General features: G+C 59.2%; 13 protein-coding genes. 5 read left to right on the top strand and 8 right to left on the bottom strand.

Features of this window, described 5'->3' with window-relative positions; all coding sequences use genetic code 11:
* Positions 1-3: 3 nt before the first annotated feature.
* A complete protein-coding gene (gene atzF / locus FHT92_RS27365; protein WP_183831132.1) occupies positions 4-1,809 on the top strand; it encodes an allophanate hydrolase in 1,806 nt (601 codons plus the stop codon).
* 157 nt (positions 1,810-1,966) lie between these two features.
* On the opposite strand, the gene FHT92_RS27360 is transcribed toward atzF, so the two are convergent.
* Complete coding sequence (locus FHT92_RS27360; protein ID WP_183743126.1) at positions 1,967-3,142, bottom strand: adenylate/guanylate cyclase domain-containing protein; 1,176 nt, start codon at positions 3,140-3,142, stop codon at positions 1,967-1,969.
* Positions 3,143-3,373: 231 nt separating this feature from the next.
* Between FHT92_RS27360 and FHT92_RS27355 the strand changes: the two genes are divergently transcribed.
* Positions 3,374-3,571: a hypothetical protein gene (locus FHT92_RS27355; RefSeq protein WP_112545346.1), complete on the top strand. Its 198-nt coding sequence runs from the start codon at positions 3,374-3,376 to the stop codon at positions 3,569-3,571.
* A gap of 68 nt (positions 3,572-3,639) precedes the next feature.
* On the opposite strand, the gene FHT92_RS27350 is transcribed toward FHT92_RS27355, so the two are convergent.
* From FHT92_RS27350 to FHT92_RS27320, 7 genes are all read right to left on the bottom strand, one after another.
* On the bottom strand, positions 3,640-5,475 hold the full coding sequence (locus tag FHT92_RS27350; protein ID WP_183831130.1) for an ABC transporter ATP-binding protein: 1,836 nt from the start codon (positions 5,473-5,475) through the stop codon (positions 3,640-3,642).
* A gap of 33 nt (positions 5,476-5,508) precedes the next feature.
* Positions 5,509-6,705 carry an aminotransferase class V-fold PLP-dependent enzyme gene (locus FHT92_RS27345; protein ID WP_183831128.1) on the bottom strand — a complete coding sequence of 399 codons (1,197 nt, stop codon included), beginning with the start codon at positions 6,703-6,705 and terminating at the stop codon, positions 5,509-5,511.
* Positions 6,706-6,756: 51 nt separating this feature from the next.
* Complete coding sequence (locus tag FHT92_RS27340) at positions 6,757-7,290, bottom strand: RidA family protein (protein ID WP_183831126.1); 534 nt, start codon at positions 7,288-7,290, stop codon at positions 6,757-6,759.
* A gap of 22 nt (positions 7,291-7,312) precedes the next feature.
* Complete coding sequence (locus tag FHT92_RS27335; RefSeq protein WP_183831124.1) at positions 7,313-8,521, bottom strand: amidohydrolase/deacetylase family metallohydrolase; 1,209 nt, start codon at positions 8,519-8,521, stop codon at positions 7,313-7,315.
* Positions 8,522-9,391: an ABC transporter permease gene (locus FHT92_RS27330; RefSeq protein ID WP_183743116.1), complete on the bottom strand. Its 870-nt coding sequence runs from the start codon at positions 9,389-9,391 to the stop codon at positions 8,522-8,524.
* On the bottom strand, positions 9,391-10,332 hold the full coding sequence (locus FHT92_RS27325) for an ABC transporter permease (RefSeq protein WP_183743114.1): 942 nt from the start codon (positions 10,330-10,332) through the stop codon (positions 9,391-9,393). Before FHT92_RS27325 ends, FHT92_RS27330 begins: the two co-directional genes overlap by 1 nt.
* Before the next feature lie 78 nt (positions 10,333-10,410).
* Entirely contained in the window at positions 10,411-11,937 is a 1,527-nt protein-coding gene (locus FHT92_RS27320; protein WP_183831122.1) for an ABC transporter substrate-binding protein, read from the bottom strand.
* 674 nt (positions 11,938-12,611) lie between these two features.
* Between FHT92_RS27320 and FHT92_RS27315 the strand changes: the two genes are divergently transcribed.
* The 3 genes from FHT92_RS27315 to FHT92_RS27305 are packed head-to-tail and all read left to right on the top strand — an operon-like array spanning position 12,612 to position 17,824.
* Positions 12,612-13,601, top strand: a complete 990-nt coding sequence (locus FHT92_RS27315; protein WP_183831120.1) for an NAD-dependent epimerase/dehydratase family protein — start codon at positions 12,612-12,614, stop codon at positions 13,599-13,601.
* A 39-nt stretch (positions 13,602-13,640) separates the two neighbouring features.
* Positions 13,641-14,819, top strand: coding sequence for a glycosyltransferase family 2 protein (locus tag FHT92_RS27310; protein ID WP_183831118.1), 1,179 nt, complete (start codon positions 13,641-13,643; stop codon positions 14,817-14,819).
* The gene (locus tag FHT92_RS27305) at positions 14,813-17,824 is read left to right on the top strand and encodes a trifunctional glycosyltransferase/class I SAM-dependent methyltransferase/polysaccharide deacetylase (RefSeq protein WP_183831182.1); all 3,012 of its coding nucleotides are present in this window, start codon (positions 14,813-14,815) and stop codon (positions 17,822-17,824) included. The genes FHT92_RS27310 and FHT92_RS27305 overlap by 7 nt, the downstream gene beginning before the upstream one ends.
* Position 17,825: the final 1 nt, after the last annotated feature.

Below are 17,825 nucleotides of genomic sequence, written 5' to 3'. Positions count from 1 at the left end.
ACCATGCTGCCGACCATTCTTGATCTGACAGGCCTTCGCGCAGTCTATGAGGCCGGCCTAAGCCCGCTCGATGTCGTCGAGACCGTCATTGCGCGTCGTGCCGCCTCGAAGGATCCGGCAATCTTCATCACGCCGACGCCCGAGGATACATTGCGGGCTGAAGCACGATCTCTGATGGAACGTGCCCCCGAGCCGAACAGCCTGCCGCTCTGGGGTATTCCTTTCGCGGTGAAAGACAATATCGACGTGGCGGGACTACCGACGACAGCCGCCTGCCCGGCTTTCGCTTATAATCCCGGGAAGGACGCAACTGTCGTTGCACGGCTGCGGGCGGCAGGTGCGATCGTGATCGGCAAGACCAATCTCGACCAGTTCGCGACCGGCCTCAACGGTACCCGCTCACCCTACGGGGCGCCGCGCTCGGTCTTCGATGCCGACTATATTTCGGGCGGCTCAAGCTCCGGTTCTGCGGTGACGGTGGCCTCCGGCCTCGCCACCTTCGCCCTCGGCACGGATACGGCCGGTTCGGGCCGCGTGCCGGCTGCTTTCAACAATCTCGTCGGCATCAAGCCTACACCAGGACTGCTGTCAAATACCGGCGCCGTACCGGCCTGCAAGAGCGTCGACTGCATCACCATCTTTGCCGCGACTGTCGGCGACGGCGTCTCAATCCGCAGGGTTGCCGAGGGCTTCGATGCGGCCGACGCGTTTTCCAGGCGTGGCAAGCCGGCTTCCCTCCCGGTCGCGGGCCTGCGCGTCGGCGTTCTCGCGGGTGCGGAACGCGAGTTCTTCGGCGATGCCAATGTCGAAGCGCTCTACGATCAGGCAATCGAGCGGGCCGAAGAGCTCGGCGCGACGATCGTTCCCTTCGATTATGCGCCCTTCCGTGAGGCGGCTTCTCTCCTCTATGACGGCCCATGGGTTGCCGAGCGTCTGGCAGCCGTCGAAGATTTCCTGTCGAGTAATGCCGCCGATTTCGATCCCACGGTTCGCAAGATAATCGAAGACGCGAAAGGCAAGACTGCCGTCGAAGCCTTCAATGGCCGTTACAAGCTCGAAGATCTCAGGCGCAAAACCGAAGGCGAATGGGCAAAGGCCGATCTGCTGCTGCTGCCGACAGCACCGACGACTTATAAGGTTACAGATATGCTCGCCGACCCGATCGTGCTCAACGGCCGGCTTGGTCGCTACACGAACTTCGTCAATCTGCTCGATTGCGCGGCCATCGCCGTTCCCGCCGGCTTCGGTACTAATGGTCTGCCCGGTGGCGTGACGCTGATTGCGCCGGCTTTCACCGACGATGCGCTGGCCCCTCTTGCCGATGCGCTGCATCGCGCAGCCGCAGCCGGCATGGGCATCGACCGCGCTGCGGCTATCCCCGAGCAGAGCCGTGTCGCTTCGCTCTCAGACGATACTGTCGCCATCGCCGTGGTCGGCGCGCATCTGACTGGCATGCCGCTCAATCACGAGCTGACGACATTGGGCGGCAAGTTGGTAAGGACGTGCCGCACTGCAGGCGATTATCGCCTCTTCCTGCTCCCGAATACCATCCCGCAGAAGCCCGGTCTCCTCCGTGAACCGGGGCATGACGGGCATGGAGTGGAGATTGAGGTCTGGGCGCTGCCACCTGATGGATTCGGCCGTTTCGTTGCCAAGATCCCTGCCCCGCTCGGCATCGGCAAGGTCACGCTGGAGGATGGCTCCAGCGTATCGTGCTTCCTCTGCGAAGCCCATGCTGTAAACGGCGCAGAAGAGATCACGGCACTTGGCGGCTGGCGAGGCTATATGCGCAGCATATCTGTTGTCTGAACCGGAGGCGGCGGTGAGATTCATACTTCGGCTGCTGATGAATGGACTGGTGGCGCGCGCGAGCGCGCGACATGCACAACCGATTCATTTCACCGATCGCGATAATGATGGACCGCCGGCCGGCGGCCGCGCAGAACCGGATGGCCTGGCCCAATGATCAATTCGGCCAGGCGTAAATTGCGGCAGGACGAGCAACACCTTTGAGCGGAAATATGCCGGCTTTCTCGAAACGGCCTGGCGCCTGCAAGACGAAATCGGCGGATGCCAGCAGGCTGTGGCCGATATCGTCGGCCAGCTTCTCCATGCGTGCCGCCTCGTTGACCGCTCTGCCGATGGCAGTGAAATCAAGGCGGCGGGCCGCTCCGACGTTCCCATAGAACACTTCGCCGACATGCAGGACGATGTCAACGAGAAGCTCCGGCTCTCCCGCTTCCGCTCGCCCGCGGTTGACATCAGCATTGGCATCCACGGCAGTTCGCGCGGCCGATAGCGCGCGCCAGCACGCCTCAGCCGGGTTGTCGATGTCGGTAGGGAAGATGGCAAGCAGACTGTCGCCCATGAACTTCAGGATCTCGCCGCCTTCCTGTTCGACCGGAGCGCCAATCGCTTCGAAGTGCTCGTTGAGCCAAGCGACGATGCGTTCGGGCTGATGCTTTTCATTGAGCGACGTGAAGTTCTTGAGATCGGCAAGAAGGATCGCGGCATAAACCGCCGTACCGTCGCCGCGCCTGATATGACCGCTGAGGATATGTTCGCTGGTCCTTGTGCCCGTATAGACAGCCAGGACATCCCTCGCAATCCGCGTGGTCGCGATGCGGCAACAGGCGAGTGAGAGCGCCGGCACCAACCTCTCCAGATCGGCAATCAGACTGTTCGAAAAGCCGTCGGGATCATCAACGGCGATTGAGAAACTAACGCCCGCCAACCTCGTATCGCCGGGGAACGGAACAAGCCTCATCAGATAATCGGTAGCTCCGAGTTCCGCCAGCTCGGTCAGGAGTGGAATCGGCGGAGCATCCGGTCCCGGCGGCAATCGCCAACGCGCATATTGCTGATTGTTTTCCAGGAGGTAGGAGATGGGAGAGCGCCGGAACAATTCCTGACCCGCTTCATCATGCCCTTGAACCTCTGTCGAGAAACCGGAAGAACGATACCAGGCAACCGAAATCCCCCGCTGCAGAGGATCGATCGACGGCATCGCGATCGATGCACGAAGGATTGGACATCCGAGTTCCGTCAGTCGTTCCGCGACGCCCAGCAAAAGCGTCTCAATGGTATCCGCCGATAGTCCTTCGGCAATGATCCAGTCTATCAGGTCTTGCAATCGCGGCATTGTCACGGTCCCTCCGGCCTCCGGATTTGATGGAGGTCTGTCGTTCTACCGCAATTTCGTCCGCGGTCCATCGCAGCAGCAGATAAGCGCCGTTGCAAATCTTCAACGCTCGCAATGGTCGATGGAACAAAACCGGCGCTGCTGCGTATCTTCCCTCTGGGACGCACAAAAACCTGTTATCGCTCTAACAAGAAGCACAACCCCACTTCGAGGAAGAAAAGGAATGTGTCTATGACCGCACGGATTGCTGAAGTTGTGCCGCATGACGATCACGTGGTTACGGCCAAAGAGGCCCTTGAGGGACTGTATCTAAGGCTTGAAATGGAGGCGGAGGTTCGGCTCGTTGCTGCGGCATTGCGCGCCGGTTGGACGGCAGACGAAGCGCTTGACGCGATCGACCAGCTTCGAGCCGACGATACGAAGCACTGAGTGTTCCTAGCGCCGACAGTTTGCAGATCGTGGCAGCGAAAGCCAACAGCCACGGGTGGCCGGCGTCATCAGACTGCGACCAGATGGCCCGGCGATACCTCGCGATACTCAAGGGGCTTGATCTTGTAATCGACGGGGCGGATTGGGCTCTTGATCTCGTCGTTGGCGACAGCCCGCTTCTCGCGGCGTCGCTCGGGATCGGGAACCGGGACGGCTGACATCAGCTTCCTGGTGTAGTCGTGCTGCGGGTTGCCGAAGACGGCAGCGCGCGGGCCGATTTCGACGATTTCGCCTAGATACATGACAGCAACGCGATGGCTGACACGCTCGACGACGGCCATGTCGTGAGAAATAAACAAGAACGCAAGGTTGAGGCTCTGCTGCAAGTCCAGCATCAGATTGATGACCTGCGCCTTGATCGACACGTCGAGAGCCGACACGCTTTCATCTGCTACGATGACCTTGGGTTCCAATGCAAGCGCACGCGCAATACAGATGCGCTGGCGCTGACCGCCGGAAAATTCATGCGGGAAGCGTGAGGCCATGTCGGGCGTCAGGCCGACTTTGATGAGGAGGTCGGAGACGCGTTCCTTTGCCTGCTTTGCCGTTCCCATTCTATGTTCCAGATAAGGCTCGGCAATGGCGTCGCCGACGCGAATGCGCGGATTGAGGCTGGCAAATGGATCCTGGAAGATCATCTGCACGGTCTTGCGCACCTCGCGCATGCCCGCCTTATCGAGCGCCAGCACATCCTTGCCGTCGGCGATGACGGAACCGCTCTGAGCATCGATCAAGCGCATGATCGCACGCCCGGTCGTTGATTTGCCGCAGCCGGACTCGCCGACGAGCGACAGTGTCTCGCCGGCATGAAGGTCGAAGGAGACGTTTTCAACCGCATGGACGCGGCCGGTCAACTTGCCGAACATGCCGGAATGAATGTCGAAGCGTTTGGTGAGGTTCTTCACCTCGAGCACCGGGCGGGCAGCCGCGGCGACCGTATCGGCGGTCTCGACCGGAATGTCTGATTCTCCCGTTGCCGTATTGACGACAGGAAATCGCAGCGGCCGCTCGTAACCCTGCATGGAACCGAGCACCGGCACCGCCGACAGAAGCGCTCTGGTATAGGGATGTTTGCCGCGATGGAAGATATCGGCGGTCGCTCCCGTCTCCACCTGTTCGCCGCGATACATGACGACGGTTCGGTCGGCGATCTCGGCCACGACACCCATGTCATGTGTGATAAAGAGAACCGAGGTCCCCTCTTCCTCCTGCAGCATTTTGATCAGATCGAGGATCTGGCCCTGGATCGTCACGTCGAGCGCCGTCGTCGGCTCATCGGCGATCAAAAGCTTCGGTCGCGAGGCAAGAGCCATGGCGATCATCACGCGCTGGCGCATGCCGCCGGAAAAGCGATGGGGATATTCGTTAAAACGCGAGGTTGCCGAGGGAATGCGCACCTTTTCGAGCAAGCGGATCGTCTCGGCACGGGCTTCGGCCTTCGACATCGACCGATGGCAGAGCAACGCCTCGGAAATCTGGTCACCGATCGTGAAGAGCGGATTGAGGCTCGTCATCGGCTCCTGGAAGATCATCGCAACGTCATTGCCTCGGACCTTGCGCATCTCGCCCTCCGGCAGGGCCAGAAGATCGCGCCCGCCGAGTATGATCCTGCCTTCGATACGGCTTGAATCCGCCTGCAGCAGCCGCATAATCGACAGCGAAGTCACGCTCTTGCCGGAGCCGCTTTCGCCGACGATCGCGACCGTTTCGCCCGGATCGACATCGAAGGAGACATTGCGAACAACGGGCTTCCAGGCGCCATCGACCAGAAATGATGTCGTCAGCTTCTGGACGGAGAGAACGGGCTCTGCCCTGGCGATGGATTGTGCCTGGATGCCTGTCATGATCGCTTCCTTAGTTTATCCTGATATTTCTGATCAGTCCGGCCACTTCAGAACGCCCTCGAAGCGACGCTTGCTGCGGTTTTCGATCGGGGTCGCGATGATTTCGTTGGAAGCACGTGCCTTGTCGAGTTCCTCGGCCAGACGACTGGCAACGATCTTCTCCTGGCCCGGATGCAGATTGCACGGATCAAGATAGAAGTAGCGGTGCTCGACTTCGTGGTCGCGCACGATGATCGGCGGAGAACCGCGGCCGAGCGCGTCGGCGAGATCCCAGGCGGTGATATGCGCTTCTTCGGTATCGATGATCACGCGCATGCGATCGAGCGGGTTGTTGGTCGGATCCGGCTCGATCAATGCAGTTACGCCGGGGCGGCCATCGAGTGTCTGTTTCCAGAGCTTGAGATAGCTTGTTTCGCGCTCACGGATGCCGGCGTGGTCGCGCTTTTCCCAGGCCTCAAGTGCTGCCATGACGCCGAAGATGCTTTCCTTGCCGACCTTCATGCCACGGCCGATGCCCATATTCTGCAGGAAGGCGTTGCGCACCAGCTCCTTCTCGCCGGCGACGATGCCCGAGGTCGGGCCGCCCAGGAACTTGTGACCGGAATAGAGCACCACATCGGCCCCCTGCTGCAGGAATATCCTCAGATCATATTCCGAGGCCGCATCGACGATGACAGGAACGCCCTTGGCATGGGCGATCTCGACGAATTCCTTGAGATTCAGCAGACCATAATCGACGACATGGTGCGAAACGACATAGACGGCAGCCGCGGTCTTTTCGGTAATCGCATGTTCCATGTGGAAGCGATGCGTGGAGGTTGCCTGACCGACCAGCACGACCTTGCCGCCGGCAAGACGGATCGCCTGATCGACCGGCGCGCCGTAACTGACGACATGACCCATCTGGACGAGAACTTCATTCTTCTCCGAAACCACATCCGGCAGCTTCTCAATGGCGAGAAGATTATTGCCAGTGATCGCGCCCGCGACAGCGAGCGATATTCCGGCCGAGCAGGAGGCGGTGACGAAACCGGCCTCGCCGCCGGTCAACCGCGCAATGACGGCGCTCGCCTTGCGGTGCAGATCGTTGATTTCGACGAACTGCGGCAGGATCGACGACATGGCGGCAATCGCCTCGGGAACGACGATCGAGGCGCCGAGGCTGGTCATCGTGCCGGAAACGTTGATGACCGGGCGAAGGCCGATCGATGTGCGGATGTCCTCAGACATGGGTGTCTCCAATTTCAATCTGTTGGGCTGGAACAATCATGCGCATCCTCATTAATCCCTGAGCGCGACGATCGCCTCGATTTCAACGGTGATATTGCCCGGCAGCGATCCGAAGCCGACGGCCGAGCGGGCATGTTGTCCAACCTCTTCGCCGAAGACATTGATAAGGAGATCCGAGCAGCCGTTGATGACCGAGGGATGGTCGACGAAATACGGCACGGCATTGACCATGCCGAGCAGTTTGACGACACGCTTGACGCGGCCGAGATCGCCGAGCGCCTCATGCATGACGGAAAGCAGATTGATGCCGGTGAGTTTTGCATGTGCATAGGCGGCTTCGACGCCGACCTCGGCGCCGACTTTGCCGACATGCATGAATCCATCAGCCTCGCGCGGCCCCTGCCCCGACAGGTAAAGCATGTTGCCCTCCTGCACATGGGTGACGAAATTGGCGATTGGCGGCGGTGGGGCAGGAAGTTCTATGCCAAGCGCTGATAGTCGCTCATACGGCGATGCGCTGGGTTGAACTGCGGTAACGGGGGGGCCGGCGGTGGCGGGAGACTGGTTCACGCAAACTCCTATCATGCGATTCTTTTATGCTCTGGTCTTATCGGTAGGAATATCCGTGGCTGTGGCGCACCAGCTTGCGAGCACGCGGCACGTAACGGCTGGAGGTGAAGGCCTCGTTGCCCAGCACTGCATAGCGCGGCTCAAAGAGCTTCTTCAAAACCGAGACGTCACCATTGGAATCGGTGGCTTCGAGGTCGGAATCGATGAGATCGAAGATCGTGAACTCGGCGGCAGCACCAACACTCAGGCGGTTTTCCATCGATAGCTTGATGACGGACGCCGGCGCATGGGTGACGGCATCGATCACCTTGTCGAAGGGCATGCCGACCGAGAGCAGCTTCGACATGGTCGTCGCCAAGTCCCAGACCGGGAAGTTCATCGAATGACCATGCAGGTCGGTGGAAATCGAGAAGGGAAGAAGGCCACGGGCGATTGCCGCTTCCGCCACCTTGAAGGAGAAAGAAGCGCCGCCATGGCCGATGTCGAGGCGGATGCCTTCTGACGCACAGCGTTCGGCAAGGTTGAAGAGGTCCTCGTCCTCCATGATGCTCGAACCGGCCTTGCCGTTAAAGCAGTGGGTGACGACATCACCGGGGCCGAGGATTTCCAGCACCTCATCATAGAGCGCCGGCGGTTCGCCGACATGCACCATCATCGGCACCTTGAGGATTTTGGCGATCTTCTTGCCGAGCTTGACGGGGGTGACACCCCAGGAGCCGGTGATCACATGACTGGCGCGCACCTTGATGCCGACGATGTGCTCGCTGTTTTCGGCATAGCATTCGAGGATACGGTCAAGGTCGATATCCCTGATATCGCGCAGTTCCGCAACACGATTGCAGGCGACCAGGCCGATGGAGCCGAGGTTCAGGAAGGCCTTGATCCGTTCCTTCGACGGCTCGATGATATATTCGCGGAAGCCATGAAAATTGGCTTCACCGGCAGAGCCGGCATCGACGAGCGTTGTCACGCCACGCTCGACGCCGCATTCGGACGGGCGGATCGAGATGTCGGTGCCGCCATGCCAGATATGAACATGAAGGTCGACCCAGCCGGGCGAAACGAAGGCGCCCTTGCCGTCGACGCGCATCACGTCATCGCTCGCAGCCAGGGATGGGCCGAGCTTGGCGATCCTGCCATTGGCATCGACCAGAATGTCGATTGCTCCATCGGGCGTGCCAGGGCCGAAGCCGACGGGTTTTACGTTGGTGAGGAGAAGCGGCTTGCCCGCTATTTCACCGGTCATTTAGAGGTCCTTTCGAAGTTTGGGATCGAGCATATCGCGCAGACCGTCACCGACCATCTGGAGCGAAAGCACGGAGAGAATGATGGCGACGCCGGGGAATAGCGTCATCCAGTCGGCCTGGCCGATATATTGCCGGCCGGCAGCAATCATCGTGCCCCAGGTCGGGATTTCCGGACTGACGCCGAGGCCGAGGAAAGACAGACCCGCCTCGGCGAGCATGGCGCTCGCAAAGAGGAACGTCGCCTGAACCAGGATTGGCGAAAGCAGGTTCTTCAGCACATGGCGCGTCATGATATGGAAGGTCGAAATCCCTAGCGCCTGCGCCGCCTCGACATAGGGCAACTCGCGGATGACCAGCGTCGAGGCGCGGACAATGCGGGCAAGACGCGGTGCATAGACGATCGAGAGCGCAATGATGACCGTCGTCAGCGACGGGCCGAGAGCCGCGACAAGCGCAATCGCCAGCAGGATATCCGGGAAGGCCATCATCGCATCGATCAGGCGGGCGATCGGCGTGTCGAGTTTCTTGAAGAAGCCCGCAAGCAGGCCGAGCGTGACCCCAATCGCCGCCGACAAGGCAACGACCGCGACGCCGACGAGCAGCGACAAGCGACCGGCGAAGATGGTGCGCGACAGCACATCCCGGCCGAACTCGTCCGTGCCGAAGAAATATGTCCCGCTCGGCGGCTTCAGACGGTTGATGATCGAGAGCTTCGACGGCGAATAGGGTGCAACCCATGGAGCCAGGATCGCCAGCAGCACGAAAATTGTGAGAATGAGCAAGCCAAGGGCGACTGTCTTGCGCTTTAGAAACTGGCGGATGAATTTGCGGCCTTCGCTTTCGGCCGGCTTGATCGCAATATCCGTCATCAGTAGCGCACCCTAGGGTCGACGAGCAGATAGAGCATGTCGATCGCAAAATTGATCAGGACGTAGAGCGCGGCGATCACCAGCAGCGCACCCTGGATAACAGGATAGTCGCGACGCAGGACGGCCGAGACGACGAGATTGCCGACGCCCGGAAGACCAAAGACGGTCTCGGTCACGACGGCGCCAGAGATCAGGACGGCGGCGGTAAGACCCAGGACGGTCAGGATCGGGATCAGCGCATTCTTCAGGGCGTGCTTGAGGACAACCCTGCGCTCGATCAGCCCCTTGGCCCGTGCCGTGCGGATATAGTCGTCACCGAGCACGTCGAGCATCGACGCCCGGGTGAAGCGCAGGATGAGCGCCGAGGAGACGATACCGAGCGCGAATGCAGGCAAGGTCAGGTGATACATGCGGTCGAGGAATGTCGAGCCCGGTCCGCCATATCCGGAAACGGGGAACAGGCCGAAGCGAACGGCAAAGACCTGTATCAGGATGAGGCCGAGCCAGAAGCTCGGAATGCTGGCGGCAAACATCGCCAGCGTCGTTGCCGCCTGATCGACGAAGGAGCCGCGGCGGTAGGCGGCGTAGATGCCGATCGGGAGCGCGATGAGGCTGGCGATAGCAAGCGAGAAGATCGTCAGGAAAAAGGTCGGTTCGGCGCGATCGAGCAGCGCAGACGTCACGGGCATGCTGAGGAAGATCGACTGTCCGAGATCGCCCTTCAGTAACTGGCCGATATAATAGAGGTATTGCGCGCCGATCGATCGATCGAGACCAAGGCTGGCCCTGAGATCGGCGATGTCCTGCGGCGTCGCATCGGGGCCGAGCATGACGGCAGCCGGATCGCCAGGGGTGACGCGCACGATGATGAAGACGATCGTAACGACGAGGAACATCACCACGATCATGCCAAGCAGGCGCTGAAAAATGTAACGTATCATGAAGTCTGTCCCGGTGCCGAGCGGGCACAATGGAAGAAGGATATCGGCGCAGGCGCGCCGATATCCTGCGATTGAGCGCTACTTCTTGACGGAGGCGTTCCAGAAATATGGCCACGGAGCCGGATCGACGCCTTCAAGCTTGGTCGATTTGGCCGAGACGGCGTTGAAATCGCCGATCTTCATGTAGGGCAATTCGTCATACATGGCCTTCTGGACATCGGCCCAGAGTGCAATGCGCTTCTGCGGATCGACCTCTGACGTGAAGGCATCGACGACGGCCTTGCGCGCCGGCGTATCCCACCAGCCGGGCGAGCTCGGAGACAGCGACCCGATCAGTGCCGGTTCCGGCAGGAAGGGGCTGTGGGTGATGTAGATATCCCAGAGCTTCGGATCTGTGCGGCGCTGCGTCAGCGTTGCCCAGTCGACGACCTGCAGGTCAACCGCGAAGCCCGCAGCCTTCAGATATTCGGCTGCGACCTGCGCCATCTTGTAGTGGAATTCATACTGGCGGCTGGTTAGAATGCGGATCGGCTCGCCATTATAGCCGGCCTTTTTCGCCGCTTCGGCGGCTCCTTCGGGATCGGCGACATTGTAATTGCCCTCGACACCGGCATCCGTATTCCAGACATACGACTTTGGATAGATGTCACCATCGAGCGTATAGAAATCCGTGCTGCCGAAGGCGGCGGCGAGCATGTCTTCCATACTGAGTGCCTGGCGGATTGCCTTGCGGACCTCGACATTCTTGGCAAGGCCTTCCTTCGTGTTGAAGACGAAGACCGGATAGCCGAATGGCTTCAGGACGACCGGCTGCGACGCGGTCGATGTCTTCAGCTTGTCGAAGGATTCGACCGGGATCGAGTCGACATAATCATACTGGCCGGAAACGGCGGCCTCGACGCGGGTGTTCGGATCCGGAACCGGTACGAAGCGGATTTCGTCGAGATACTGGTGACGGGCACCGCCATAACCGTCACTCTCGCCGTCACGCGATTTATAACCGTCGAAACGGACGAGCTGGATATACTGGTCCGCCTTGCGCTCCTTCAGCATGTAGGGACCGGTGCCGATGAATTCCTTCATCGGTTCATCCTGTTTTTCAGCGGGGATGATGATGGCGGCGGAGTTGTTGAAGGCCAGCAGCGAGGTCAACGGCGCATAGGGCTGCTTCAGGGCGATCTTGACAGTCGCCGGATCGGCGGCGGTGATGGAGTCGATGAAGCCTGCGACCTGCTTGCCGCGCGAGGCGATCTTCATCCAGCGGTTCAGCGAGGCAACGACATCTTCCGAGGTCATATCGGAGTTATCGTGGAACTTGATGCCGGTGCGAAGCTTGATCGTATAGGTCTTACCGTCGGTACTGATTTCTGGCAGGCTTTCGGCCAGAAGCGGCGTGACATTCCACTTCTTGTCGAACGTGTAGAGTGTTTCGAAAATATGCTGCGTGACGATGCCGACGAGGTCGGCAGTCGAGGACATCGGGTCAAGCGTCGGCGGTTCGCCGATCGTCGCGACGTTGATAACGCCACCCTTTTCCTGAGCCATCAAGGTTGTCGGCAAGGCGACCAGCGCAGTGCCGAGAAGGAATGCGACAAAAGTCTTCATTTCATGCTCCCGGTTTAGTGTTCCACAATTATGTTATGTTGATTTTTATAATAGAATAGCGGCGAGAACGGTTCTGTCAAGAGAACGAGGTTCCGCCTGTTGAGACGAGTTCCGACCTATCGTCGGAACAGGAGAGCCACGTCTTTATTTCGGGTGCAGCGAACTGGATCGGGTGAAACTTGTTGTTCAAGTCGAACACTCCTCCCGAAAGATTCAACCATGAATTACGCGCAGTATGGAAAGCATATCTCAGGTTCGTTGATCGCCTCTGTCTACTTCGGATGAAGTAGATCATATCAGACTAAAGTCCGTGTTCTGCAGCGCACAAAAAAGCTAAACACCCCTGTTGCTTGCAATCGAGGACAGCGTATGTGCGTCGAAAGCGATCCTCTAAGACGGCTGCTAGATGGAGTTTAAGCTTGGCGAGCGCTGTTATCACGGATCGGGGTGCGGCAACATCGAAGGCAGCCTTTCTCATTTCAGCCGTTGATCATTGCGCCACGCGCGATGAAGGGTCGGAAATTCGACGGAGGTATTCCCGATACCGATTTACTATAATTACTTTCGTTAACGAGGGATCTTAAGGTTAAGTTCTTGAAAAACGTCGCAGTTATTGACGAGCTTTCTCAGTTCTAACTGCTCTAATAGGCAACACGCGATCCGCAGGAGAAGTCATGAAGAAAGTGCTTGTAGCAGGCGGCGCCGGTTTTCTCGGATCACATTTGTGCGACAGGCTTTTAAATCGGACCGACATCGAAAAGCTCGTCGTCGTCGATAATCTTTGGACCGGCCATGCGGCAAATATTTCCCACATTCGAGATCCCCGCTTCCATTTCGTTCGATCCGACGTGGAAGACCTTCAAACTTCGGACAAGTTTGACGAAGTTTATCACCTCGCTTCTCCGGCTTCGCCGCCGTGGTATATGAGGGACCCCAAGAGGACCATTTCGGCAAATCTCATTGGAGCATTCCGTCTGCTGGACCTTCTGAAGAAAGGCGGCCGCTTCTGCTTCACCTCGTCCTCAGAAGTCTATGGCGATCCGCTCGTCTCGCCGCAGCCGGAATCCTATAAAGGCCAGGTTGATTGCACCGGGCCACGCTCTTCCTACGACGAAAGCAAACGCTGCACCGAGTCCTTGCTGTTCGAGATGCAGCGCACGCAGGGGCTGGACGTTAAAATCGTTCGGCCCTTCAACGTATACGGACCGAGAACGCGGCCGGAAGACGGACGAGCCGTCTCCAATTTCATTGCCCAGGCCCTGACCGGCAGGCCCATTACGGTGTTCGGGGATGGCCTCCAATCTCGCAGCTGGGGCTATGTCGACGACATCATTGACGGCTTCGCGCGTTATTTCTGGATGAACGAAACGGATTACAGGGGCCCGCTTAACGTCGGGAACGACAGGGAGATCGCGGTCCTGGAAGTGGCACAATACGTCTCACGCCTGATGGGCGGTGTTCCGATCGTCTTTGAGCCATCACCTCCGGACGATCCCACAAACCGGCGGCCAGACCTGACAAATGCAAATCATGTCATGCCCGAATGGTCATGCAAAATCAGCTATGAGGAGGGTGTTGCAAAGACTCTGAACTGGTTCAGGGAGGACATGAAAATTGCGGCAGGGCCGGCCGAGGCGAACTTCCGACAGCAGGCCGAGGCATGACGCTAAACGGTTCACCGGCCTCTGGCGCAGAGAGTAGCAATGAGGGACCTCATACCGAGTGACATGAAAGACAACGTCTTTCCTGTGCCTATCCGATACGTCGATCATTTGTCAGATGATGTTGGTGCCAGTGCTCCCGTGATCGGCGCAGGCCTCGTCGTCTTCGTCTCCGACGGCCTTCCCGTCGGCCAGGCTTATATCGAGGGATCAGAAAACCTGGGCGCTCTGGCTGCGCGCGCCGTGTTGCCGGAGACCATACAACACGCTCGGAATGTGATGCAGGCGCCGATTAGGAACCGCGACGTCAGCCTCCTGATCTGCACCAAAGATCGGCCGGATGAACTGGCCAGATGCCTCGCGTCAATCCCCAGGCAGTCTCTGCCTCCGGTTGAGGTCATCGTCGTCGACAACGCCTCAGCCGGTGATGACACGCGCCGCATCGTGGAGGCGTCCGGCGCGACCTATGTACGCGAGAACAGGGTCGGGCTGGATTACGCCCGCAATGCCGCGGTACGCGCGGCAAAGACCGAGTTCCTGGCGTTCACAGATGACGACGTTGTCCTGCACGAACGTTGGCTGGAGAACCTGATGAAGGCCTTTGACCGGCCTGAGGTTGGATGCGTTACCGGCCTTGTCCTTCCCGGAGAGCTTTCCACGCCCGCGCAGCTGATATTCGAAACCCATTGGGGATTTGGCAGAGGCTATAAGCGTCGGGACTTCGGTCCGGACTTCTATCGCCAGAGCGCGCCATTCGTGGCGCCTGCCTGGCTGATCGGCGCGGGTGCAAGCCAGGCATTCCGGCGACAGGTATTCGACGATATAGGATTGTTCGACGTGCGACTGGACATGGGTGCGGCAGGGTGTTCGGGAGATTCCGAGTTCTGGAATCGCCTTCTCCATCACGGCGGCACTTGCCGCTACGAGCCGACGGCGGTTTCCTGGCATTTCCATCGCAAGGAGATGAAGGGTCTCGCCAAACAGATACGTCAATATATGAGCGGTCACGTGGCGGCCTTGCTGGTCCAGTATCAGAACACCGGAAACCTGGGTAATCTGTGGCGCATCCTTGTCTCGTTGCCTAAACACTATCTTCAAAAGTTCGGGAAATGGCTGCGCAAGGAAGCAACGTCGGACAACATCTTTCTCAGGGACGAAATACTGGGGTGCCTGAACGGCGCGTGGTATGTCCTTCGCCGCTGGAAGACGCCGGCATGGTAACCGCATCGAAGCCGGACATATCGTTCCTCATCCCCGCCTATAACGCTGCGGATACGCTGTCCGACTGCCTAGTCAGTCTGCAAAAACAGTCGGTGTCGAACTGGCAGGCCGTGGTCATCGATGACGGATCGAAAGACAAGACTTGGGATCTCCTCCAAGGCTTTGCAAAAGCGGACAGCCGAATACTGATCCATCGTCAGGCGAATGCCGGCGCGGCTGCGGCGCGCAACGCGGCAGCCGGGTTTGCTGCCGCTCCTCTTCTCTGCATGCTCGATGCGGACGACTGGCTGGATCCGGCTTTCATCGAAAGCATGTTGCCTGTTGCCGTGAAAGGCCCTCAGCCGGTGATCGCCTTCTGCAGCTATCGGCGTGTGACGCCGGATGGTCGGATGCTGGAGATCGAGACGCCCCCCAATCTGGTGGGCGATCGGGCTAAGCGGGAATTCTCGCTATTTTGCGCCCTGGCCATTCATGCAGCGGTTTTTCCCAAGGACCTTTTCGTCCGGCTTGGCGGTATGGATACCGAGCTGCAAACCTGCGAGGACTGGGATCTCTGGCTTCGCATCGCGTTTGCAGGAGCTGAATTCAGGCAGGTCGACCAATGCCTTGCCTTCTATCGTATGAAGGCTGGTTCGCTCTCGGGCGATCCCTATAAATTGGTAAGGGATACGATCCGGGTTACAAGCAGGGCCCAGGTCCTGCGCATGAATGGAAATCCGTCGGCGAACGATGAGCATGCACCGTGGACGGTACCGGCTGTCGCGCAATTGCGAATGCTCGCTTGGGCCGCTTCAGCAAACCTGTGCGTGGGAGCCGATCTAGCCGCGCTAGCAGAGCTTCTTCCGGAATTTCCTAACGCCGCGGGTTATGAAGGCTTACTCGCCGCAGTGATATTGCATGGATTGCAAACAGGTCTGGCAGTTGCGCATGCCGCCGATATTCTCGATCTGCAGGAGCAATGGAAACCAGCGTTTTTCGAAATTGTTCGACTGATTGAGCAGCACTCGCTGCCCGGGACCGGGCGGCGGCTGAAAGAACTCTTTGTCTGGTCGGTCTCGGCAGCGGATATGTCACGCTCCTTCATACTTGAGCATCTGCAGGTGGCTGTCGTCGATACCGGCAAACTAATGCCTGTCGCCAAGGTGGACGACGCCGACACGCTGTTGCTGCAGGTCTTTTCCGCAGGGCGACATGTGGGGTCCTATGTCGGCCCCCTGTGGGGAGACCTCTCTGTTCGCGCTCAACTCAGGCTCATCATCGATGAACTGTGGGCCGGAGATCACGTGCCTGCGCCGTTGACCTTTTCCTATGCGCGCTCCTGGGCAGTCGAAGCCGTTCGCAACATCAGGGTGCTGGGCAAAATCGCCCGGCGGCGACGGGGGCGCCGGCGGCAGCTCAATCAGCTCTCCTATGCAATACGCAGGAACGTGCTCATCAACTCTGCGGCGAAGGTGTCTGGGGACAATGACGCGCGCTTGTTGGAGGTGCTTTCATTCTCCGAGCAGAAATTCGCCGGGCCGATTGCCGAGACGAGCGAGGCGCCTCGCGAAAAGGGAAACATGCTGGCGGTTCTGCCGGAGGTTGCAACGAAAGAGGAGTATTGGGAACGCGTTTTTGAGCGTCCGGACCCGTGGAACTACCTCTCTGTCTACGAGCAGGTTAAATATGAGCAGACACTGAGCCTTATTCCCGAGGGGGTTGATAGAGCGCTCGAGCTCGCCTGCGCGGAAGGGATATTCACAGCAAAACTTGCACAGAAGGTCGGTTTCCTGACGGCAACGGATATTTCCCGTCGCGCCATCGAGAGGGCATCCGAGAGATGTCGGAACTCTAAGAACACCGAGTTTCGCGTCCTGGATTTCGTTGAGAGCGAACTTCCGCCCGGGCAGGATCTGATCGTCTGCTCGGAGGTCCTATACTACATGGACGATGAGAAGATCCTGGAACAGGTATGCCGGAAGATCGCGGCGGCCCTGAGACCGGGCGGCTGCCTTGTCACAGCACATGCGCATATCCGTCGCGATGAACCCGATAGAACCGGTTTCGACTGGGACAACCCGTTTGGCGTTGGCACGATCAAGAAGGTTCTGGCGAACCTGCCTGATCTGGTGCTGGAAGAAACGATCGAGACCGAACTTTACGCGGTCCATCGGTTCGCAAGGCGCAAGGCTGCAACACCGAGCGTGCGGATCGAAACCCATGGCGTCCCTCTCGATGCCGATGTGGCCAAGCACATCATCTGGGGACCGGCCGGTGTTGATCGCGGGGCGGCATGGATGAACGAGGTCACGACTTCGGTTCCTGTACTCATGTATCATAGAATTGCGCTCGACGGGCCGAACGCCCTCCGTCGATTTCGGGTTGCGCCGGAGGTCTTCCGCAAGCAGATGCAGTTTCTCCGGCGGGAGGGCTATTATACTCTAACGGCTCAGGGCCTGGCCGCTCTATTGCGCGACGGCAAACCCATCCAAGGACGTCCCGTCGTCCTGACCTTTGACGACGCCTATCTCGATTTTCTCACCGACGCCTTCCCTATTCTGGCTGAGAACGGGTTCGGCGCGGAGGTTTTCGTGGTGACAGACAAGGTCGGCGGCCGGTCGGATTGGGATGCCGCCTATGGGGAGCCAGCCCCGCTGATGTCCTGGGCCGATATTCAGATGCTGCACCGGCAAGGAATTTGCTTCGGATCTCATCTGGCGTCGCACAGGCCGGCAAGCTCCCTCGACAATGCCACGTTGCTCGGCGAAGCGGCTTTATCGCGTAATGCGCTTGAAAGCCAGCTAGGGGAGGCTGTCAAGTCAATCGCCCTTCCCTTCGGCTGCACCGATTTCCGCGTCCCCAGCATTCTCGCTCACACCGGTTACGAGATCGGCTTTTCGACAAAGGCCTCAAGGGTGAGCTCTTCCGACCCTGCACTTTTCCTGCCGCGCCTCGAAGTTCGCGGCGACCTTCCGCTTACGGCTTTTGCGGAACTGATGGGCCAACCCGATGCGTTCATTGGATAGC

Origin of the sequence: Rhizobium sp. BK377 (assembly GCF_014193935.1) — a bacterium.
Lineage (GTDB): Bacteria > Pseudomonadota > Alphaproteobacteria > Rhizobiales > Rhizobiaceae > Rhizobium.
Note: the sequence above shows the minus strand (reverse complement) of the source record. Positions and strands in the feature narration are given on the sequence as shown.